The organism is Nostoc paludosum FACHB-159 (genome assembly GCF_014698835.1).
Classification (GTDB): domain Bacteria; phylum Cyanobacteriota; class Cyanobacteriia; order Cyanobacteriales; family Nostocaceae; genus Nostoc; species Nostoc paludosum.
On sequence record NZ_JACJTU010000018.1, the window covers coordinates 122,846 to 145,372 of the forward strand.

Annotated in this window: 20 protein-coding genes and 1 other RNA gene; 12 read left to right on the forward strand and 9 right to left on the reverse strand. The window is 42.9% G+C overall.

Annotated elements, in window-relative coordinates:
- The first annotated feature begins 67 nt into the window (after positions 1 to 67).
- The 9 genes from H6H03_RS19510 (at position 68) to H6H03_RS19550 (ending at position 8,316) form a co-directional block, all read left to right on the forward strand.
- Complete coding sequence (locus H6H03_RS19510; RefSeq protein WP_190956771.1) at positions 68 to 1,258, forward strand: class I SAM-dependent methyltransferase; 1,191 nt, start codon at positions 68 to 70, stop codon at positions 1,256 to 1,258.
- Positions 1,259 to 1,760: 502 nt separating this feature from the next.
- On the forward strand, positions 1,761 to 2,201 hold the full coding sequence (locus H6H03_RS19515) for an ATP synthase subunit I (RefSeq protein ID WP_190956772.1): 441 nt from the start codon (positions 1,761 to 1,763) through the stop codon (positions 2,199 to 2,201).
- Positions 2,202 to 2,262: 61 nt separating this feature from the next.
- A complete protein-coding gene (atpB, locus tag H6H03_RS19520) occupies positions 2,263 to 3,027 on the forward strand; it encodes a F0F1 ATP synthase subunit A (RefSeq protein WP_190956742.1) in 765 nt (254 codons plus the stop codon).
- Between the two features lie 173 nt (positions 3,028 to 3,200).
- Positions 3,201 to 3,446, forward strand: a complete 246-nt coding sequence (gene atpE, locus H6H03_RS19525) for an ATP synthase F0 subunit C (protein ID WP_009457001.1) — start codon at positions 3,201 to 3,203, stop codon at positions 3,444 to 3,446.
- A 335-nt stretch (positions 3,447 to 3,781) separates the two neighbouring features.
- Entirely contained in the window at positions 3,782 to 4,213 is a 432-nt protein-coding gene (locus tag H6H03_RS19530; RefSeq protein ID WP_190956743.1) for a F0F1 ATP synthase subunit B', read from the forward strand.
- Between the two features lie 238 nt (positions 4,214 to 4,451).
- Positions 4,452 to 5,024: a F0F1 ATP synthase subunit B gene (locus H6H03_RS19535; RefSeq protein ID WP_190956744.1), complete on the forward strand. Its 573-nt coding sequence runs from the start codon at positions 4,452 to 4,454 to the stop codon at positions 5,022 to 5,024.
- Positions 5,021 to 5,575: an ATP synthase F1 subunit delta gene (gene atpH / locus H6H03_RS19540; RefSeq protein WP_190956745.1), complete on the forward strand. Its 555-nt coding sequence runs from the start codon at positions 5,021 to 5,023 to the stop codon at positions 5,573 to 5,575. The genes H6H03_RS19535 and atpH overlap by 4 nt, the downstream gene beginning before the upstream one ends.
- 133 nt (positions 5,576 to 5,708) lie before the next feature.
- Complete coding sequence (gene atpA / locus H6H03_RS19545; RefSeq protein WP_190956746.1) at positions 5,709 to 7,229, forward strand: F0F1 ATP synthase subunit alpha; 1,521 nt, start codon at positions 5,709 to 5,711, stop codon at positions 7,227 to 7,229.
- 139 nt (positions 7,230 to 7,368) lie between these two features.
- Positions 7,369 to 8,316: a F0F1 ATP synthase subunit gamma gene (locus tag H6H03_RS19550; protein WP_190956747.1), complete on the forward strand. Its 948-nt coding sequence runs from the start codon at positions 7,369 to 7,371 to the stop codon at positions 8,314 to 8,316.
- A gap of 91 nt (positions 8,317 to 8,407) precedes the next feature.
- Here the strand turns inward: H6H03_RS19550 and H6H03_RS19555 are convergent, their stop codons facing one another.
- The gene (locus H6H03_RS19555; RefSeq protein WP_190956748.1) at positions 8,408 to 8,599 is read right to left on the reverse strand and encodes a Txe/YoeB family addiction module toxin; all 192 of its coding nucleotides are present in this window, start codon (positions 8,597 to 8,599) and stop codon (positions 8,408 to 8,410) included.
- The gene (locus H6H03_RS40410; protein WP_242057925.1) at positions 8,524 to 8,742 is read right to left on the reverse strand and encodes a Uma2 family endonuclease; all 219 of its coding nucleotides are present in this window, start codon (positions 8,740 to 8,742) and stop codon (positions 8,524 to 8,526) included. The genes H6H03_RS19555 and H6H03_RS40410 overlap by 76 nt, the downstream gene beginning before the upstream one ends.
- A gap of 93 nt (positions 8,743 to 8,835) precedes the next feature.
- Here H6H03_RS40410 and ssrA point away from each other — a divergent pair.
- Positions 8,836 to 9,225: a transfer-messenger RNA gene (gene ssrA / locus H6H03_RS19565) on the forward strand.
- Between the two features lie 238 nt (positions 9,226 to 9,463).
- Here ssrA and H6H03_RS19570 read toward each other — a convergent pair.
- From H6H03_RS19570 to H6H03_RS19600, 7 genes are all read right to left on the reverse strand, one after another.
- A complete protein-coding gene (locus H6H03_RS19570; protein ID WP_190956749.1) occupies positions 9,464 to 11,953 on the reverse strand; it encodes a hypothetical protein in 2,490 nt (829 codons plus the stop codon).
- Between the two features lie 1,234 nt (positions 11,954 to 13,187).
- Positions 13,188 to 13,691 carry a phage tail protein gene (locus tag H6H03_RS19575; RefSeq protein ID WP_190956750.1) on the reverse strand — a complete coding sequence of 168 codons (504 nt, stop codon included), beginning with the start codon at positions 13,689 to 13,691 and terminating at the stop codon, positions 13,188 to 13,190.
- A gap of 94 nt (positions 13,692 to 13,785) precedes the next feature.
- Complete coding sequence (locus H6H03_RS19580) at positions 13,786 to 14,301, reverse strand: phage tail protein (protein ID WP_190956751.1); 516 nt, start codon at positions 14,299 to 14,301, stop codon at positions 13,786 to 13,788.
- Between the two features lie 22 nt (positions 14,302 to 14,323).
- A complete protein-coding gene (locus H6H03_RS19585) occupies positions 14,324 to 14,833 on the reverse strand; it encodes a GNAT family N-acetyltransferase (RefSeq protein WP_190956752.1) in 510 nt (169 codons plus the stop codon).
- Positions 14,834 to 14,864: 31 nt separating this feature from the next.
- Positions 14,865 to 15,404 (reverse strand): phage tail protein, encoded by a 540-nt coding sequence (locus H6H03_RS19590; RefSeq protein ID WP_190956753.1) that lies wholly within the window; start codon positions 15,402 to 15,404, stop codon positions 14,865 to 14,867.
- Between the two features lie 470 nt (positions 15,405 to 15,874).
- A complete protein-coding gene (locus tag H6H03_RS19595) occupies positions 15,875 to 16,972 on the reverse strand; it encodes a TIGR03032 family protein (RefSeq protein ID WP_190956754.1) in 1,098 nt (365 codons plus the stop codon).
- A gap of 170 nt (positions 16,973 to 17,142) precedes the next feature.
- On the reverse strand, positions 17,143 to 17,586 hold the full coding sequence (locus H6H03_RS19600) for a helix-turn-helix domain-containing protein (RefSeq protein WP_190956755.1): 444 nt from the start codon (positions 17,584 to 17,586) through the stop codon (positions 17,143 to 17,145).
- A 1,274-nt stretch (positions 17,587 to 18,860) separates the two neighbouring features.
- Here H6H03_RS19600 and H6H03_RS19605 point away from each other — a divergent pair.
- Complete coding sequence (locus H6H03_RS19605) at positions 18,861 to 20,579, forward strand: diflavin flavoprotein (protein ID WP_190956756.1); 1,719 nt, start codon at positions 18,861 to 18,863, stop codon at positions 20,577 to 20,579.
- 157 nt (positions 20,580 to 20,736) lie between these two features.
- Positions 20,737 to 22,449 carry a diflavin flavoprotein gene (locus tag H6H03_RS19610; RefSeq protein ID WP_190956773.1) on the forward strand — a complete coding sequence of 571 codons (1,713 nt, stop codon included), beginning with the start codon at positions 20,737 to 20,739 and terminating at the stop codon, positions 22,447 to 22,449.
- The last annotated feature ends 78 nt before the right edge of the window (positions 22,450 to 22,527 follow it).

Here is a 22,527-nt window from a genome sequence, read left to right on the forward strand (position 1 = left end):
CTTAAAACTTCTTGCCTGCGGCTATCAAATATTCGCTAAACTCAAAACTGCTGCGTTATTCCTCATCATGTCCGATTCCCAAACTGTTAGTGCTGCTGTTGCCAAACTCTACAATACCTACCCCTTTCCGCCAGAAGCTTTGTTGGACGAACCACCTCCAGGGTATAATTGGCGCTGGAATTGGCTAGCCGCGTATAACTTTTGCACGGGTCAAAAACCCCAAAAGCAAGATGTCCGCATTTTGGATGCTGGTTGCGGTACCGGAGTAAGTACGGAGTACTTGGTTCACCTCAATCCTCAGGCTACTGTTGTGGGAATTGACCTCAGTAGCGGTGCTTTGGATGTAGCAAAAGAGCGTTGTCAGCGTTCTGGAGCTGACCGCGTTGAGTTTCGTCACCTCAGCTTGTTTGATGCGGAACAGTTACCGGGTGAGTTTGATTTAATTAACTGCGTTGGCGTTTTGCACCATACTGCCGACCCAATTGGTGGTATTCAAGCCTTGGCGAAAAAATTAGCCCCAGGTGGCTTAATGCACATCTTTGTCTACGGGGAATTGGGACGCTGGGAAATTCAACTCATGCAAAAAGCGATCGCACTTCTTCAAGGTGACAAAAAAGGTGACTATCGCGATGGTGTTCAAGTCGGACGAAATATATTTAATTCGTTACCAGAAAATAATCGAATTGTCAAGTATGAAAAACAGCGTTGGTCATTAGAAAACCACAAGGACGAACACTTTGCTGATATGTATGTTCATCCCCAGGAAATTGACTACAACATTGAGACGCTGTTTGAATTAATCGACGCTTCGGGATTGGAGTTTATTGGTTTCTCGAATCCGAGTTTTTGGCATTTAGAAAGACTTTTGGGTAAAGCGCCAGACTTGATAGAACGGGCACAAGGATTGAGCGATCGCCAACGTTATCGGCTGATAGAATTACTAGATCCAGAAGTTAGCCATTACGAGTTTTTCCTCGGTCGTCCTCCCCTGGTTAAAGCCGACTGGTCAGACGATAACGCCCTATTGGCAGCAATTCCCGAACTGAATCCTTGTATTGAGGGATTTCCCAGCCAATCTTTCTTTAATTACGATTATCAGATTGTAAAATTGTCAGTTCCAGAGTTTGAATTTATGCAAAGGTGTGATGCTAATTCTACAGTGGCAGAGATTTTGGCAGGTGTGGAATTGGAATTAGATGACGTTAGAAAACTTATCCAACAACAGCTGATTTTATTAACACCAGCTTCATCCCATTGAAATTTATACTTTTCGTGATGGGCGATCGCCCATCACGACTTTTCGCTAATCTGTTGTAGATTAGAAAAGTGCCCCAAAAACTGGGTGTTACACATCCGAAAAACTTGGAATTTTTTGGAATTCAGCAATGGTGAAATGTCTAACTACAAGGCGCTACTCTACAAATTCTGCTTTGCAGTCGGCGTCTGTACTCCTCAACACCGACTTAGTTTCAACACCAAGATGCTGATTAGACAAAAACCTTGGAGGGCGATCGTTCACTAAAAAAGCCAAAGTTTGCAAAAATTGGGAATTATTTAGGCATTAATTCTTAATTATTGCCAGATTTTCTGATAATAGCTCATCAAACGCTCTATTAATACAACAGAGCGTCACTTTGTTTAGTTTTTCACACTGGTAAGAAGTTAATTGTTTTTTTCTAAAGTATTGTTACCGGATCGTGATATGATTCAGCTGACTGAATGTGCAGTCATCCTATTTAGCTGTACTACTTTCGAGTCCTGTGAGCTTGTCAGAAGAACCAATTGCACCCACTCCGACGACACGACAAGATGCTAAAACTGATTCTGAAAACGCAGAATCAGATAACACTATGGGAGAGTTCTATCAACTTTACCAGAAGTTATTGGTAATCACACTTGTCATGACGGGGATTATTTTTATCTCTGTGTGGATTTTTTATTCCTTAAACATTGCTCTCAATTATTTGATTGGAGCGTGTACAGGTGTGGTTTACTTAAAAATGCTGGCTAAAGATGTTGAGCAACTCGGTAGTGAGAAAGCCCGTTTGAGCAAAACTCGTTTTGCTGTGTTTATTGGGGTGTTTGTATTGGCAACTCAATGGCATGAGCTAAAGATTTTGCCCATATTTTTGGGATTTTTAACCTACAAAGGGACGCTCCTCGTCTACATGGTGCAAACTGCGTTCATTCCTGATTCTTAAAAATCAGGCTCACTAAAGACAATACTCCCAATCCTCGCTCGTTGGGGAAAATGCTTGAAGAATGCAAATGCTTAGTGTCTTAAACGCCTTTAATTCTTTTCCCCTAGCCGAATTAGAAGTAGGTCATCATTTCTACTGGCAGTTGGGCAATCTTAAAATTCATGGGCAAGTTTTTCTGACCTCGTGGTTTGTGATTAGCATTTTAGTAGTGGCTTCACTAGCTGCTACTCGCAATGCTCAAAGAATTCCCAAGGGTATCCAAAACTTGATGGAATATGCCCTGGAATTTATTCGAGATTTGGCAAAAAACCAACTTGGTGAGAAAGAGTACCGCCCTTGGGTGCCATTTATTGGTACTTTGTTCTTGTTTATTTTCGTATCGAACTGGTCAGGTGCGCTAATTCCCTGGAAGCTCATCAAGCTACCTTCGGGTGAATTGGCAGCTCCCACCAATGACATCAATACGACTGTTGCATTGGCATTGCTGACCTCATTGGCGTACTTTTACGCGGGTTTTAGCAAGCGGGGTTTGGGCTACTTCAAGAAATACATAGAGCCAACACCTGTTTTATTGCCGATCGCAATTCTCGAAGATTTTACCAAGCCCCTCTCCCTAAGCTTCCGTCTATTCGGCAACATATTGGCGGACGAATTGGTAGTAGCGGTGCTGGTTCTGCTAGTTCCTCTATTCATACCTCTGCCTGTAATGGCTCTGGGTTTGTTTACTAGCGCCATTCAAGCCCTAGTTTTTGCTACCCTAGCCGGAGCCTACATTCATGAGGCAATGGAGGGACATGGTGGAGAAGAGCATGAGGAGGCACATTAGAGTCCCTCAGTTGATGTAATGTTAGATTTTGGATGCTTAATTTTGGATGTAATTCCAAATCTCCAATCTCAAATCTCAACACAAAAATTGTTCGTTTTGTACTCAAGGTAAGGTAAATCAACATGGGTTCATTAATTTCTGCTTCTTACGTTCTTGCAGCCGCCGGCACTGGTATCGATCCTTTAATTTCTGCTGCTTCAGTTCTAGCTGCTGCTTTGGCCATCGGTTTAGCTGCAATTGGCCCTGGTATTGGTCAAGGAAACGCTGCTGGTCAAGCAGTAGAAGGTATCGCTCGTCAACCTGAAGCAGAAGGAAAAATTCGGGGTACTCTACTGTTAACCCTGGCTTTCATGGAATCCTTGACAATCTACGGTCTAGTTATTGCTTTGGTGTTGCTATTTGCTAACCCATTCGCATAAAACCTAGAAATTTCTGAGATTGTGGAGACGTGAATTATCACGCCTCTACCTTCTAAAGATTTTGGGCGTTTAGTCAAGCAATTTTAGATTTTAGATTTTGGATTTTGGATTATTAACAGTTTTGGGCAATATACCGAAGATTGGAGATAGAAGAAATCCCAAATCACTAATCTAAAATACCCAGAGCAAATTGTCCTTGGGTTGGTGTTAATCTAAAAGCGCAAATCTAAAATCCAAAACCCCTTGACCCTTGTTGGCTATCGGTCTCTAAAATATCAAAGGTTGGATGATTTTGCTAGCCATGAAAACTGCTACTCCAGCCAAAGAGGAGAGAAATGTTTGATTTCGATGCTACCTTGCCCTTCATGGCATTGCAGTTCCTGTTATTGGCAGCTTTGTTGAATGTAATTTTCTATAAGCCACTCACTAAGGTATTAGACGATCGCGATAACTATATCCGAACGAATACCCTTGAAGCAAAGGAGAGCTTATCGAAAGCTGAGCGGTTAGCCGCAGAATATGAGCAGCAGCTCGCAGATGCTCGCAGACAATCGCAAGCTATTGTAGAAGCAGCTCAAGTAGAAGCTAAGAAAATTACTGCCGAAAAAATCGCTGAGGCGCAAAAAGAAGCTCAGTCTCAACGAGAACAAGCTGCTATTGAAATAGAACAACAAAAGCAGGAAGCTTTGCGTACCTTAGAGCAACAAGTTGATGGTCTAAGCAGACAAATTCTAGAAAAACTATTGGGACAACCCGTAGTTAGATAAGCTTACAGGATTAATCCTGTGTCAGCATAGGCGCAGCTGGACACTAGTTCCAGAGCGCTAAATTAAGTGTCAAAAAAAGGCACTTTTTTCCTTCGGAATGAAAGATACTTGATTTCCCTTCAGGATTTATTTACCTAATTCCCTTACGGGATTTATTTAGCTAATTCCCTTACGGGATTTATTAACCTAGTTTCCCTTACGGGAAAACACGAACGTACAGCAAGCAGCGCACTTGTAGATGGGTATCATGGGCACATTCTTATTACTTGCCGCAGAAGCGAACGCTGTTGGCTCTGAATTGGCAGAAGGCGCAGCAGAAGGTGGTTTCGGTCTAAATTTAGACATATTAGAAACCAATCTAATCAATCTAGCGATTCTGGTTGGCATATTATTCTACTTCGGACGTAAAGTTTTAAGCAATATCCTGAACGAGCGACAATCCAATATTGCCACCGCCATTCAGGAAGCAGAAGGGCGCTTAAAAGAGGCCAAGGTTGCCCTATCCCAAGCACAAAAGCAGTTAACCGAAGCTCAAGCAGAGGCACAACGCATCCGCAAAGCTGCTGAAGAAAACGCCCAAAAAGCGAAAGAAGCTTTATTGGCGAAGGCGGCACAAGACGTAGAACGCTTGAAACAAACAGCAGCAGCGGACTTAAACACCGAACAAGATCGGGCGATCGCCCAACTGCGACAGAGGGTAGCTACACTAGCATTACAAAGAGTCGAGTCGCAACTCAAAGGCGGAATTGCTGACGATGCTCAACAAAGTTTAATTGACCGCAGCATCGCACAATTGGGAGGCACAGTATGACAAGTCAAGTAGCGACAGTCGAAGTAGCCCAACCGTATGCACAGGCACTTTTGTCAATAGCGCAATCGAAAAATTTGACAGAAGAGTTCGGAGAAGATGCGCGTACTCTCGTAGGTCTGCTCTCAACAAACAAAGAGCTACAAAACTTCTTGGGCAACCCATTTATTCAGCCTGAGAACAAAAAATCTCTCATCAGACAAGTAGTCGGTGAAGGCGCTAATCCCTACTTACGCAATTTCTTGCTGGTACTGGTAGATAAGCGGCGCATTGCCTTCTTGGAACCGATTTTAAAGCAATATCTGGCGCTGTTGCGGCAGCTGAACCAAACCGTATTAGCGGAAGTAACTTCAGCCGTTCCCCTCACAGAAGCTCAACAGCAAGCAATTAGAGAAAAAGTGATTGCCATCACTAATGCTCGTCAAGTCGAACTGGAAACCAAAGTAGACGGCGAATTAATTGGTGGTGTGATTATTAAAGTCGGCTCCCAAGTAATTGACGCCAGTATCCGGGGTCAGCTGCGCCGCCTTTCATTGCGCTTAACTAGTGGCTAGAAATGAATTTTGGATTTTAGATTTGAGATTTGAGATTTTTTCCTGAATCCAAAATTAAAAATCTAAAATTGGCAAAGTTAGTCCCTCATCGCTCAGCACTGAATTCAGTCTCGAAAGCAAACAAGATAGACACATGAGCATATCAATTAGACCAGACGAAATCAGCAGCATTATCCAACAACAAATCGAGCAATACGACCAAGAAGTCAAAGTTGCTAACGTCGGTACCGTCCTACAAGTTGGTGACGGTATTGCCCGGATCTATGGTCTGGAAAAGGCTATGGCTGGGGAACTTTTGGAATTTGAAGATGGTACAGTTGGTATCGCCCAAAACTTAGAAGAAGACAACGTCGGCGCGGTACTCATGGGCGAAGGTCTGGAAATTCAAGAAGGTAGCTCTGTAACTGCTACTGGTAGAATTGCCCAGGTACCCGTAGGAGAAGCCTTAATTGGACGAGTTGTAGATGCTTTGGGTCGTCCTATTGACGGGAAAGGAGACATCAAAACCTCAGAAAGCCGTTTGATTGAATCTCCAGCACCCGGTATCATTGCCCGTCGGTCTGTACACGAACCCATGCAAACGGGTATCACAGCTATCGACTCCATGATTCCCATCGGTCGCGGTCAGCGGGAATTGATTATCGGTGACCGCCAAACCGGTAAAACTGCGATCGCTATTGACACAATCATCAACCAAAAAGAAGAAGATGTAATCTGTGTCTACATTGCCATCGGTCAAAAAGCTTCCACCGTCGCTAACGTGGTACAAACATTGCAAGAAAAGGGCGCAATGGATTACACCGTGGTCGTGGCCGCCAACGCTAGTGACCCAGCAACCCTGCAATTCTTGGCTCCCTACACAGGCGCAACCATCGCTGAGTACTTCATGTACAAAGGCAAAGCAACCTTGGTAGTTTATGATGACCTCTCCAAGCAAGCCCAAGCTTATCGGCAAATGTCCCTGTTGCTGCGTCGTCCACCCGGACGGGAAGCTTACCCTGGTGATGTATTTTACATTCACTCCCGCTTGTTAGAACGAGCAGCTAAGCTCAGCGATGAATTAGGTAAAGGCAGCATGACCGCCCTACCAATCATCGAAACCCAAGCTGGTGACGTTTCAGCATACATTCCTACCAACGTAATTTCCATTACCGACGGTCAGATCTTCCTGTCTTCTGACTTGTTCAATGCTGGTATCCGCCCCGCTGTAAACCCTGGTATTTCTGTATCCCGCGTAGGTTCTGCGGCTCAAACCAAGGCAATGAAAAAAGTTGCCGGTAAGATTAAACTGGAACTAGCGCAATTTGACGACCTGCAAGCCTTCGCGCAATTTGCTTCTGACTTAGATAAAGCCACCCAAGACCAATTAGCACGGGGTCAACGCTTGCGGGAATTGCTCAAGCAACCCCAAAACGCTCCTCTGTCGGTATACGAGCAAGTAGCAATCCTCTATGCCGGTATTAACGGTTACTTAGACGATATACCAGTAGATAAAGTCACTGTCTTTACCCAAGGTCTACGGGAGTACTTAAAAACTGGTAAAACCCAGTACGTACAAGGAGTACAAGCCTCCAAAGCATTAGGTGACACAGAAGAAGCTGCCTTGAAGGAAGCACTCACCGAATACAAAAAGACCTTCAAAGCAACAGCGTAACAATTTTGGATTTTGCGAAAAGTTTGGGCGGAGATCTCCTCCGAGAGAAGCTTTTCAAGACGGATTTTGGATTTTGGATTAAATCTAAAATCCGAAATTCCAAATCTAAAATCTAAAATCTAAAATCTAAAATCGGAACATGGCTAATCTTAAAGCAATACGCGATCGCATTCAGTCGGTCAAAAACACCAAAAAAATTACAGAAGCCATGCGCCTAGTTGCAGCGGCGAGGGTGCGTCGGGCACAAGAACAAGTACTAGCAACTCGCCCCTTTGCCGATCGCTTAGCACAGGTATTGTATGGTTTGCAAGCCCGTCTGCGGTTTGAAGAAGCAAACTTGCCACTGCTGAGAAAACGCGAAGTTAAGTCCGTAGCGCTTTTGGTTGTATCTGGCGATCGGGGTCTATGCGGTGGTTACAATACCAACGTTATCCGTCGTGCAGAAAACCGCGCCAAGGAACTCAAGGCAGAAGGTGTAGACTATCAATTTGTGATTGTCGGACGTAAAGCTACACAGTACTTTCAACGCCGCAATCAACCGATTGATGCCACCTACAGCGGCTTAGAGCAAATTCCCACCGCAGCGGAGGCCACTCAAATTGCCGACCAACTACTTTCCTTGTTCCTTTCGGAAGAAGTAGACCGCGTTGAATTAGTCTATACTAGATTCCTTTCCTTGGTTAGCTCCCGTCCTGTGATACAAACTCTGCTACCTTTAGATCCGCAAGGTCTAGAAGCAGGCGATGACGAAATTTTCCGCTTGACAACGCGTGGCGGTAAATTTGAAGTCGAACGGGAGAAAGTGACTCAGCAAGTGCGGGCATTAGCTCCTGACATGATTTTCGAGCAAGATCCGCTACAGATTCTCGATTCATTGTTGCCTCTATATCTGAGTAACCAGCTATTGCGGGCGCTGCAAGAATCAGCAGCTAGTGAACTAGCAGCTAGGATGACAGCCATGAGTAATGCCAGTGAGAATGCTGGTGAATTAATTAACACCCTCACCCTGTCTTACAACAAAGCGCGACAAGCGGCAATTACCCAAGAACTGCTTGAAGTTGTGGGTGGTGCCGAAGCCCTAACTTAGGGAATAACCACTTGTTTAGCCATTACAAATAGCTAATTGCTGGTAGATTTAAAGCTAGCGATTAGCTATTTTTGCTTTTGAGAATGATTTGTCAATCATAATAGTGGTATCTACAAGCAATAATCGTTAAATATTCATCATCCGCCGCATAAACTAAGCGATTTGTATCATCAATTCGCCGCGACCAAAACCCAGCTAGGTTCTCCCTCAGGGCTTCTGGCTTTCCAATTCCCTCAAACGGTAGTCGGATTGTTTCCTCAATGAGCTTGTTAAAAAGATACATCCGATCGCGTGTTGATGTTTATGGTGGGGCGATCGCACTGCAAACAATTCTCCATCGAGAATCTCATAACGAATCCATTCGTTATCAGGCAATGCTGCAACATCTTGAATTGTCCAGCGAACTTTGCTTGTAGTTTGACTCATGACATTTAAGCTTGGTTAATGATAATTAAATATTTCTTTGTCATCTTGTGACACATTTGCTTAACAGAAAACTATAATATATGTATAGCGCATGGGTCCGTCACGGTTTCGACAGGTTGGCGAACGCTGCTCTGTGATTCAGGTCGAGAGCGAGTCATCTCTCGGAAATCAAAGGCTCAAAACAAAAGTAAATGCGAATAACATCGTAAAATTTGCTCGTCGGGAAGCTCTAGTAGCAGCCTAAAACACCTCTTACAGGTTCGAGCGTCTTTAGTCCGACTCCGTTAAGGGCTAGGGACAAACCCCAACGGATGCTCTAGCAAGCGTTCTCTGGTTGGCTTGCTGGCTAAGATTAAACCAAAGCATCCTACGTTCGGGATAATGAACGATTCCCGCCTTGAGGGTCAGATAGGCTAAACCTGTGAATGAGCGGGGGGTCAATACCCAATTTGGACAGCAGTTCGACTCTGCTCGGATCCACTAAAAAACAATTAACAAGTCCACCTGATAATTTGATATCAAGGTGGATTTTGTTTTTTCCTGTATCAATGGAAGTACATATAGTGCTTTGCAATTGCGTGCAGTACAAATAATTCGTAGGGTAGTACAGCTAGCTGTGCTACCCTACCGTATGCCTAATTCAAACGAAAATCGCTATAATTAACCTCACCATACTGATTCTAGCTTCTATCCTTGTTTGGATATAGTTTGAAAACATGTCCTAAAACACGAAATTACTGGGATTACTCAATCCAGATTGTGTTAAACCGGAACCTGTAATCGTAGCCAAGGTTTGGAAGGTTTTACTATTCCCTAGTCCATCTGCGTCAATATCAAGGCTAAAGACGAGATTAGCGCTACCCAAAAGCGATCGCACTCGCACATAACCATCACTGATCGCATTGGTTCCGTTATAACCACCAGGAACTATGCTATCTAATAAGCTTGTCAACACAATTTTGTCATTGCCAATTGAAAAGTCGCTGATGAGGTCAATGCGATCATTAAGGCTAGTGTATACAATTGAGTCCCGACCAGCACCCGTTATAATAACATCTGCTTTCCCGAAACCTGTGATGATATCGTCTTTAGCGGTTCCTCGTAAGATATCCGAATTAGCCGTACCATTAATGATGTTTTGTTCAGCAAGATCGTTGACAGTTATAGTGAAGGATTTTTCAAAACTTAGTCCTCCCTGGTCAGTGGTGCGTACTCGGACGCTGTAAGAACTCTTGGTTTCAAAATCAGGTGAATTATTAATTTGCAACTGGTTGCCGACGATGCTGAAAGCAGCATTATCGGTGGAACCAGTTCCGGTAACTAAGGTGTAGGTAAAGGTGTTGCCAGTGTCGGGGTCTGTGGTGCTGAAGTTGCCCACTACAGAGTTAGCAGCCACATTTTCGTCGATGCTGGTAGCACTTAAGGCTAAGGCTGTTGGTGCGGCGTTTTCAGCAAGATCGTTGACAGTTATAGTGAAGGATTTTTCAAAACTTAGTCCTCCCTGGTCGGTGGTACGTACTCTAACGCTGTAAGAATTCTTGGTTTCAAAATCAGGTGAATTATTGATTTGCAACTGGTTGCCGACGATGCTGAAAGCAGCATTATCGGTGGAACCAGTTCCGGTAACTAAGGTGTAGGTAAAGGTGTTGCCAGTGTCGGGGTCTGTGGTGCTGAAGTTGCCGACTACAGAGTTAGCAGCCACATTTTCGTCGATGCTGGTAGCACTTAAGGCTAAGGCTGTTGGTGTTTCGTTGACATTGTTGATGGTGATAGTGAAGGGACTTTCAAAACTTAGTCCTCCCTGGTCGGTGGTACGTACTCTAACGCTGTAAGAATTCTTAGTTTCAAAATCAGGTGAATTATTGATTTGCAACTGGTTGCCGACGATGCTAAAAGCAGCGTTATCGGTGGAACCTGTTCCGGCAACTAGGGTATAGGTGAAAGTATTGCCACTGTCGGGGTCTGTGGTGCTGAAGTTGCCAACCGTGGTATTTCCCGGAACATTCTCGTTGATATTATTCGGAGTTAGAGTCAGACCTGTTGGTGGATCGTTAAAGATATAACTACGAGTGTAGATATCACCGTTACCAGAGGACTGATCGCGCCAGGCGATCGCAAAGTCGCCATTACTTTGCATGGCGATCGCAGGTTCAACCTGTTCGCCTGTGGTTGTTTGATTGACTAGGAATTCTGCACCCAGAGCAGCACCTGTACTACTGAACTGACGAGCATAGATTCCGCTGCCACTACCATCTTGACCAACAGACTGCCAAGCTACTGTAAAGTTACCATTGGCATCTAAAGCGATCGCTGCATTTGATTGGTTGCCAGCTGTCACCGTACTAATCAAAAACTCACCACTCAAAGGGGCACCTGTGCTACTAAATCTGCGTCCGTAGAGGTCAATACCTGTTCCTGAAGTCTGGCTACTTTCCCAAACCACTACGAAATTCCCATTATTATCGATCGCTACAACTGGCGAATTCTGCGCTGAGGTTGTAGTGACGTTAACTTGGATGGGATTACTAACTACTACTCCAGAACTGTTGTAGAGGCGGACAAAAACTTCAGAATCCAAACCAGTGCTGACGGTATAAGCAACTACAAATGCTCCGCTAGGATTCATCGCCACAGCAGGCTGGGTTTCTAAATCTGTACTGGCTGTATTGACTAATGTCTCACCACCCAATGCAGTACCAGCGGCATTAAACCGTTGAAAATAAATGCCGCTAGAATCGCCACCAGCTCCATTGCCTCTCCATACCACAACATAATTACCATCTCCATCTCTGGCAATTACTGGATCTCGCTGCGCCCCTGTGGTAGTTGTGTTGACTAGAGTATCTCCGGTTTGAGCTACACCTGCACTGTTATAACGCTTGGAATAGACACCATAACTGGCGCCATCTTGCCCAAAGCTATCCCAGACAACGGTAAACCCACTCAGTGGATCGTAGACGACAGCGGGTTGTCCTTGGTTGTCGTTGGTAACAGTGTTCACCTGAAACTCACTACCAACTTTTGCCCCAGAAAACGTGAAGCGTTGACCGAATAACCCAGTTCTAATTGTCTGTGCTGGATCGTCTTGTGCAACACTCTCCCAAATCACCACATAGTCACCATCGCTATCAATGGCGATCGCAGGAGTCTGCTGTGTCGTTGTGTTGGCATTATTAACTAAAATTTGATTGGAAAAAGGAACAAGTGCCATAGAATTATTCTTCCAGGTAAGGGTGTATTAAATGCATTAGTACTCATGCAAAGAAGTCGCAAATAAAAAGTCAAAACTTCAAAACCTGATGAGTTCAACTTTTTATGAAATTTGAATATTAGCTTGATTTTTGCTGCACTTTACTAATAATAAATAGTTTTAATTAGCGACCATTATAAGAAGATGTTTGAAAAGTTTTGTGCGAATATAATTCGCTACTCCACAGGCTTTCGTCTGCCTGCGCGAAAAGCATGAAAAATCAAAGGTTTTGTCTGTATAGCCGCGATTTCTAATCGCTCAGGCTGGTATTAATTGAGACTTTTCAAACAACCTCTAACCATAGATACTAACTTTAGCTTCAAAAAATCAGTGAGGCTTTCAAGCTTTGATAAACATAAAGCAAGCACTTTATTTGTTTCATTTATTTAAGATGTATTGCTGTTCGGAAACCAGAAAATATTTGATATTTGCAAGACATTCTAGAGTGAAAGGCTACGTTTAGCTTGCTTTGACCTATTTTGAGCTTGGGTTTGGCAAATGGAAACTAAAGGGTTTCTTGGGTTTTATGCCTGAATTTAACCTCCTAATCAAGGGATTTTTAGATTTGTTTAGCCTATGATTTGAATACCTAGTTTATTGATTTTAAATGATAATATACTACACTTCCTTATCAATTACAATCCAACAAACGGTATTTAAATATTTTTTAATTTATTCCCTATATTGATTAGAAAAATATGAGATTTTATCGACTTTATTAGCTTCTAAATATGCTAGAGGAGGTATTTTGTTAATCAAAATCATTTTTTATTTATCGTCTATATTAAAAAAAGATGAGAAATTAATTATTTTTATGAGGTTAAAAATATGTTATTGCAATTAATTTATTCAGCCTTGTGCCAATATTTCAATCAGTCATTTACTTTTTAATTGAGACTCAATTAGCATGTTGAAATGCAGTTAGTGAATAACTATTTATTTTGCCATAAAGGTACAACCCAAATGCTACCCTCGTTAAGCTTTTCCAAAACCAAATTCTAATACCAATTTGAAAAAAGAATGCGACACATAGACAAGACCCCTCCCCAACCCTCCACTTGCCAATGGAAGGGTTGGGAAAGGGTATCTGTCGCAAACATTTTTTGAATTGGTATGAGTTCAAATATCTGTACCCACCTACGTAAATAGGACAGGCAAGATGCCCATGCTACAAGAGTTTAATTAATTTGGTGTGCTAATTTTCAGAAGGGAACACACCCTGTAGAGCAATCATAAAGTTGATGACCAATGATGGCTGCATATTTTCATGGGGTTGACTACCGCCACCATTAGCCACTGATTGAGTAGCCATTACAGAATTATTAGGATTCGTAGCATAGGCATTATCTGTTGCTATTGCTAAAAATTGCTCTCCTGGTTCTGTATTAATGGCAGGATTTGGATTGGCAAACAGCGTATGGGTATGGGCGGGTATTTCACTAGCTAATAAGGTGTGTTGTTCTTCACCACCATACCCAGCTAAGGGAAAACTAGTATCCAAAAAATGCATCGGTACTCGTCCCCGTAAGTCAGGTAATCCAAAGTTAGTCGTACCATCTCCGCCATAGATGTTTCCTAATAAAGAAAACAAAGCTTGATTTTGGTCAATGAGCAACAGCTGCCCATTACATAGTGCCCAACCTCGAGGGGCAAAATTAAACGAAGTCATTCTGATTTCACCAAGAAAAGGCTCACTCATCAGTCATCTTCCTTTGATGTAAATTTGTTTGGTCAATAGTGATCAAAGATTCTTAAGGAAACAGCCATTGAAAGATTGTATAGTCGGTCTCACCTTAGCCTATTGATGGGTAAACACCTTGCAAAGCAATAATGAAATTCACAACTAGATAAGGTTGCAAATTGTTGTGTGGTTGATTTTCGCCTGTTTGTGTCAAAGCTGCGGGGTGCATTTTCGCTGGGGAACTGACCTGCGGGCCGTAAACTTCAGTGCGGGCACTGGCGAACATAGCTTCTGTGGGGTCGCCTCTATCAGCACCACCACCAGTTGCTTGTAGGGTATGGGTGTGAGATGGAATCTCGCTCGTCAATAAGGAAAAGGCTGTTATTCCGCCTGACTGACCAAGCACATAGGAGCTAAGTCCCGGCCCCTGTCCGGCGTGAATAGGAATCTGTCCCTGTAAGTTGGGTAGTGCAAAATTGGTTGTGCCATTTCCGCCATAAGTAATACCCAATAGAGAAAATAGGGCTGGATTTTGTTGGATGGGTAACAATTGTCCATTACAAAATGCCCAACCACGAGGAGCAAAATCACCAGCAAACATACGAATTTCACCTATGAAATTATTCATATAATAAGCTCCTTGATGATATTTACTTGTGTGAAATAGTAAACGACGAGGCTTTTGACAACTGCCATTCCATCTGTATATGGCTAGTCGTATGGCTTGTTTTATAGAATCCCAAGCGCTCATATAGATGGAAGGCCCGATTGTGCCAAATTACTTGTAGCCTGACAAGCTGATGGTTTTGTGTGGCTTCATCTAATAGAGTTTGAATTAAGCGAGTTCCGATTCCCTGATTTCGATATTTCGGTAGCAGTGCGATCGCCACTAAAAGAATTTCTGTTGGCCTTCTATTTACTAGAATGCTACCAATGGGGCGATCGCAGTACTCTACTATCTGATGTTCTGCCTGGGGAAAATTTCTCTGATAAGACCAGCGTTGAGCCTTAAATTGCATTTGTAAAAAAGCTTCTCGCTGGGACTGGTTCCAACCCCAAGCATCTAATTCTTCTGCACGAGTGCTGGCATATAACTCAAACAGAAAATTCTCATCTTCACCAGAGACGGCACGGCAGTTGAGCAAGCTAAAATCAATCATCTATATGCCCTCAGCAACTATTCTATGGAGGTCAATTTGGAGATGGGTAAAGACCTTGCAGTGAAATGATGAAATTGATTGCTAGATAGGGTTGTATATTGTAGTGGGGTTGGCTACCACCGACAAAGGGGGCGATCGCATTTGGACTCATAGATACCAATGGATCGCTTGGTCGGGCATACATCTCAACAGTACCGGTAGCTGGCACATTATCAGCTGGGCTTTTATCTGTGGCAGTAATGACTCCTGGATTAGAATCAGTGTTGGCTGTCAAGGAATGATTATGTTGTGGCAGTTGATCTGTGGTCAGAGTTACAGCTTCCGCTCCAATTGACTGCCCAATAATGCGGGGAGATAATCCAGTCCCCGTCCCTTGATGGATGGGCGCTCGACCCCGTAAATCAGGCAATGCAAAGTTTGTCTGTCCATCTCCGCCATAAGTTGTACCAATCAAAGCAAATAGCTGATCGTTTTCTGAAATCGCGAGTAACTGCCCATTACAGAGCGCCCAACCTGTAGGTGCAAAATTTCCCCCGAACATACGAATTTCACCTATATACGGTATAGTCATCGTTTTATGTACTCCAATTGTTGTAAGTAGAAGGCTCCAAGGCAGTCCCAATGAAACAAGTTTCATCGTCAAGAATGAAAGTATCTTTCTCCCCCTGCTTCCCCTGCTCAAGAACTGCTGTTTCAAGCTAGAGGGTGAGTCGGCTTGCTCTTGGGGGTTTCCACGCCACTTGCAAAAGAGCGGGAACGCTTTGGGCGAACAACGGGAAGAACCCCCGCAATGCAGTGGCTCCCTATGAACGGCTGACGAAGCCAAAGGGCAGAAGCAAAAAGGCTTATCCTATATAATTTCTGGAAGTAAGCATTTTACATTTAATTCTGTCTACCTATGGATCTATGCAATTTCAGTCGTTGGTTTTAACGATCTTTGCATCCGATATTACAGAAATATACTGTCAATGCATCGGATAAAATCATACGTTTTAAGTAGCTATATCAACTTCTGTAACCGAAGAACTTTACTTACTGAAATCAATCTTTAATTTCGGCGCTAGGTCTTAGCCAGTAATCAATATCGGGAGCTGTAAATGCCTGACGAATCTCTGCACGCTCGGCATTTAAGATATTGGGTCGAAAAACACCTGGTAAAAATTGTACCGCATACAGTTCTTGACATCCTGCTGTGAACTCTAGCATTCCAATCATTTGCCCATTCTGCAAATCTACGATCGCCACCCCACACAACAATTTCTCAAACCTGTGTTGCACGGGTAAATTTCCAAAAATGTGGCGTTCCCGAATCTGGCAAAGCCCCACTAGCGCATAGCTTCCTACACAAGTTAATCCCCGTAAAAATCCTGGTAAGACGCAAATTACATCATGTTCTAGGGTTTGCGGATTTACACGCCATAACTCTCCCCTACCAGAATTCAGCAACCACAGATAGCCTTGATGCCAGTAGGGAGAATGGGGCATGGAAAGTCCCCGTAACACAATTTCATTGTTTTCCACATCTATTAAGATGCCACCTGTAGCTTTGTGAGCGCGCCAGCCTCCAACTACATCACTCTCACCCAGAGCAGTAACATACTTGGGTTGACCATTGACGAGCGCTAATCCATTCAAGTGACAACGGTCTTCTGGTACGAGCTGAGAAATAAATTTCGGCTGCCAATGGGGAATAAAGTTAAATTGATTGCTGAGTGCAGCAAGGCAAGAAAAGCGGGTATTGACTAACCACAGGGAATCTTGCCCAAATACTAAATCATGGGTATTTAAATCGCCAGTAAAATATACAACTCGTGGCAGATAAAGAGTATCGTAGCGTCCGGGTTGGTCTTCTAGGTAAGAATTAGCAAGTTGAGGAGCATTGGCAAACATGTAGACTTCTTCTTTGGTAGCCAGCGCCAGACATTGTTCTCCCACAGCCAAACCCATCGGTTTGGCAAATTGGCGCATCAGCAGAGTTGGCTGGTTTCCGTTCCAACCAATTAAAGCAACCTTATTTGCCTGGTAAGTTGTCAGAGCGATCGCTCCTTTGGCTTGACTCATCCAAGACACAAAGGAATCTGAAATCGAACAGGCGATCGCTTGACCAGACTGGACGGTAGTATTAGATGATTGCGTCATGGGAGAAATTGGATTGGGCAAAGAGTGGGCGATCGCCTCTTCAGTTTGACTGTTAGTGTAGTTGTAGTCAAGATCTGCGATCGCTACCCAGCCCTGGGTAGTGGCTGTTCTGACTCGACGCTAAATTCCCCACTTTCTTGTTCTGATTCCTGAATTCTGAATTCTTCTTTTTAATTATTCTGTTTCTGGAGTTGTGTGGGTGCATTTCCAACCTTCTTTCGCCTTTTTTTGAGTACCCGTCGTAGTCGATCTGCACTTAAATTTACTTGACGTTCGGATGCCAATTTTTTTGCTAGTTCTTGAGAATTATAAGCCTTTGGCTCTTGAGCTAAGCAATTTTCTAAATAAATCAAATCTGATTCCGAATATCGGGGCTTTCCTCCTCGGCCAGGAGCATCCCATAAGCCTACTAACCCCAACTTTTCCCAGCGATGAAGGGTTTGGCGTACTGTTGAAATCGCCCAGTTCAAGCCTTTAGCAATTTGCTCATTTTTTAAACCACGAGCATTCAACAGTAAAACTTGGGCACGATCCTTGGTACGTTGAGGAATATCTTTAGCTTTTCTTAACTCCTCTAGAGTCACCTTTTCTTCTTCACTTAGAAAAACTTTCAATCGGCATCCCATAAACAATAACCTTTTACACAGTCAATTTTTGGCATTTTTACGTCTATATCAAACCTCTCAATTTAGTACGGCAGACATTCCAGCAATAGCTTACAAACTAAACAATAAGTATTAATGCTACCGTAGTCTATTTTGATGGCTTATACATAGCAACTTTGGCTTGAAAACATTTGAAAAATGGTAATTCAGTATCAAGAATTAGGCATCTTTAAGAATAGAGCCTTCACCTTTACAGGTATGTTTATTGCATAGCCAGAGGGCATAGCTCACGGCTATGAGACCAATAATTTTTTTGGCTTTGTCTTGATTAATGCTTAATGTCAATCATATAAGACTCTATCATTAATCTTTTTCAATCCTTTATATTGCTACAGGTGTTTATCGAAACTTTAAAAATTCTTTTGCTGCCATTTTAGACTTGAATGATTAGAAAAATGAATGTAGAAGCCAAGTTTTTTTTCTTCCACTACCCTGAAACAATTAGCTTTGACGATCTCCGAAAAGATTCTTGTTTCCTCTAGTTTACATAAAATTTACATTTTAGGTATCAATATTTTTGTGGAGAAAACAAAATATTTAATCTCTATTGGGAAAAAATACTGCTGATTGGTTATTATTTGATGATTATCAAAAATCTCTAACAAATTTTCATACCTTTCATACTTTTCTTACTTTTCATACTTTTCTTACTTTTCTTACCCGGTTCTCATAAAGGAGAGGATTTATTTTAAACCGAGAACATACAAACCAAGTTTACCTTGGAGTAACACCAAATTTAAAGACAGACTTAATGTAAAGTATGTAAGTTGAATGTTGTTTTTTTTGGTATTTTTTCTAAAATTGGATGCTGCTTAATACATTAGCTAATAAATCAGAAATTAAAATGTGCGATCGCCTAATATTTTCCGCTCCAAATCAGCGGTTTATTTTTTAATTTTGAGATGTCATAAGTATTCATAGATATTTTTCATATTTTGGATAATTTTGGGATTTTTTCAACTTTGATATAAAAAAAGATATCATACACATGATATTTTGTAATTATCAGATAGTTTAATAATTAGCAAAATTAGACACTAAGTATATATTGATATATTAATTAGTATTTAGTAGATTTTTTGAGTTAAAAATAATGCCTAAAAATAGCAATAATTAATACAAGTTAAAAATTGCAAAAACTAATATTCATTACAACTTTCAAAAAAAAATATAGGGATAATGGGAACAGAAAAAATCTGATAATTTGCGCTCGGAGACGGATAATGGTAGCGATCGCAGAGAACGTTCAACATCGGCTAACTATACAAACTGTAGAAATTGCCCCTAATACAACAGCGATTCGCTCTCTTGATTGGGATCGCGATCGCTTCGATATCGAATTCGGACTGCAAAATGGTACAACCTACAATTCATATCTAATTAGGGGCGAACAAACAGTTTTGATTGATACTTCTCACCAGAAGTTTCGCCAGCTGTATTTAGATACCTTAAAAAGTCTTGTTAACCCCAAGACAATAGATTACATAATTGTTAGTCACACAGAGCCAGACCATAGCGGCTTAGTGGAAGATGTGCTTCAGTTAGCGCCGAGAGCCACCGTTTTAGCTTCCAAAGTTGCGTTGCAATTTTTGGAAGGCTTAGTACACGATCCGTTCTCAAAACGGATTGTTAAAAGTGGCGATCGCATAGATATCGGCAAAGGACACGAAATCGAATTCGTGAGTGCGCCTAATCTACACTGGCCAGACACAATCTTTAGCTTTGATCGTAAAACCCAAATCATCTACACCTGTGATGCATTTGGGATGCACTTTTGTGACAATCGCACCTTTGACGAAGATTTAGAAGCGATCGAAGCTGACTTTAGATTTTACTACGACTGCTTGATGGGCCCTAATGCTCGTTCTCTGCTGAATGCCATGAAGAGAATGAGTGAATTGGGGAAGATTAACATTATCGCCAACGGTCACGGACCATTACTATATCACCATCTAGATGTTCTAACTGGATGTTACGAAACTTGGAGTCAAAGACAAGCGAAAGCAGAAACAACAGTTGGCTTGTTCTTTGTCTCAGATTACGGACACGCTGAACGCCTTGGTCACGCAATTGCCGAGGGAATCCAGAAAACAGGAGTTGGGGTAGAAGTCCTAGATCTGAGTACCGCCCAAAGCCAAGAAATCCAAGAGCTAGCGGGTAGAGCCTCTGGCATCATTATTGGTATGCCACCTAGCACCAGCGCCGCCGCCCAAGCTAGCATCAGTTCCCTATTAGCTGTAGCTAAGAACAAACAAGTAGTTGGGCTATTTGAATGTTATGGCGGAGATGATGAACCCATCGATACACTGCGGAGAAAATTTATCGACCTGGGTGTAAAAGAAGCCTTCCCCGCCATTCGGATTAAAGAAGTTCCCACTGCATCGACATTCCAACTGTGTGAAGAAGCCGGTACAGACTTGGGACAATTGCTGGTGCGCGATCGCAACATCAAGCAAATCAAATCCATTGATGTAAACCTAGAAAAAGCCTTAGGTCGGATTAGCAGCGGACTGTACATAGTTACCACCAAAAAAGGTGATGTCAGCAGCGCCATGCTAGCTTCCTGGGTGACACAAGCGAGTTTGCAACCATTAGGATTCACAATCGCTGTTGCCAAAGACCGCGCCATTGATTCCTTAATGCAAGTAGGCGATCGCTTCGTCCTCAACGTATTGGAAGAAGGCAATTATCAAGAACTCAAAAAGCACTTCCTCAAGCGCTTGCATCCTGGTGCTGACCGATTTGCCGGAGTGAAAACTCAAACCGCCAAAAACGGCTCTCCAATTCTGACCGATGCTCTTGCATACATGGAATGTGAAGTACAGAGCAGTATGGAGTGCAGCGACCACTGGATTTTATACTGCACCGTCCAAGAGGGTCGCGTCTCCAAAGTCGATGCATTGACAGCGGTTCGTCACCGCAAAGTTGGAAATTACTACTAAAAATTGGGGATGGCGCATGGGGCATAGGGCATGGGGTATGGGAAATGGCTTATTTTCGCTGTCTCCCTTATCCCCCTCATCTTCCTCAATGCCCAATTCCCAATGTCCAATTCCCAATGCCCAATTCCCAATGCCCAATTCCCCAAATTTAATACCTATGATCAATTCCAAGCCACGCGACGTTCAAGTTTTACCAATTGCCACAAATAGTAAGGCTCTCAGGGCACGTAGTTGGTCACGTCTGCGGTTTGAAATTGAATACGCACTTGAAAGAGGTACTACCTCCAATTGCTATTTAATTGAAGCTGATAAAACCGCACTAATCGATCCACCGCCAGAAAGCTTTACCGAAATTTATTTAGAGACGTTGCGGCAGACTTTAGATTTGACACGTTTGGATTACGTGATCTTAGGTCATTTTAATCCCAACCGAGTTGCAACCCTCAAAGCAATTTTAGAACTCGCACCACAGGTAACTTTTGTTTGTTCTCTTCCTGGTGCTAATAATTTGCGTGCTGCTTTCCTAGACCGGGATTTGCAAGTCTTGGTGATGCGGGGGAAAGAAACTCTGGATTTAGGCAAAGGTCATGTTTTGAAATTCCTTCCCATTCCCAGTCCGCGCTGGCCGGAAGGACTTTGTACATACGACCAACAAACCCAAATCCTCTACACAGATAAGTTATTTGCAACTCATATCTGTGGTAATGAAGCGTTTGATGATAATCCAGAAGCACTTAAAGAAGACCAGCGTTACTATTTTAACTGCCTGATGGCTCCCCAAGCTACTCACGTGCAAGCAGCTTTGGAGAAAATATCAGATTTGCAGGTAAGAATGTATGCTGTGGGACATGGGCCTTTGGTACGCACCGGTTTAATTGAACTGACCAAAGCTTATGGAGAATGGAGCCGTTCTCAAAACGATCGCGAAATTTCCGTTGCTTTACTTTATGCCTCAGCTTACGGAAACACAGCAACTTTAGCACAAGCGATGGCTCTGGGACTAACCAAAGGCGGAGTCGCAGTCAAATCGATTAACTGCGAATTTGCTACCCCTGACGAAATTCGCATCAACTTACAAGAGTCAGATGGTTTTATTATCGGTTCTCCTACCATCGGCGGTCATGCACCAACTCCCATTCATACTGCTTTAGGTATTGTGTTATCCAGTGGTGACAACACCAAACTGGCTGGGGTGTTTGGTTCCTATGGTTGGAGTGGCGAAGCATTTGATTTGATTGAAGGTAAACTCCGGGATGCTGGATATCGTTTGGGATTTGAAACGCTGAAGGTGAAGTTTAAACCTGATGATGTGACTCTCAAATTCTGTGAAGAAGTAGGTACAGACTTTGCCCAAGCACTGAAAAAGGCTAGAAAGGTACGCGTTCCTCAACAAAGTGCGACTCCGGTGGAACAAGCTGTGGGTCGAATTGTTGGTTCCGTTTGCGTGCTGACGGCAAAGCAAGGAGAAGTATCTACTGGGATGCTAGGCGCTTGGGTTTCGCAAGCTACATTTAATCCACCTGGACTGACTGTAGCGATCGCCAAAGATCGAGCGATCGAATCTTTAATGTATCCTGGTGGTAAATTTGCCTTAAATATTTTACCTGAAGGCAATCATCAAGATTACATGAAGCATTTCCGTAAATCTTTTGCCCCTGGAGAAGATCGATTTGCCAGCTTTAGCACAGCAGTTGCAGATAACGGCTGTACCGTTCTTACCGACGCTTTGGCATATCTGGAATGTTCAGTCAACCAACGTATGGAATGTGGCGACCACTGGGTTGTGTATGCAACTGTAGATGAAGGTAAGTTGCTCAAGCCTGATGCTGTTACTGCCATCAACCATCGTAAAACCGGTACTCATTACTAATGTGAGTCTGCAACGCAGGCGCACGTCATTATTAGACATCTCCAGAAATTAAATATGCGTTAACCACAACCCTTGTAG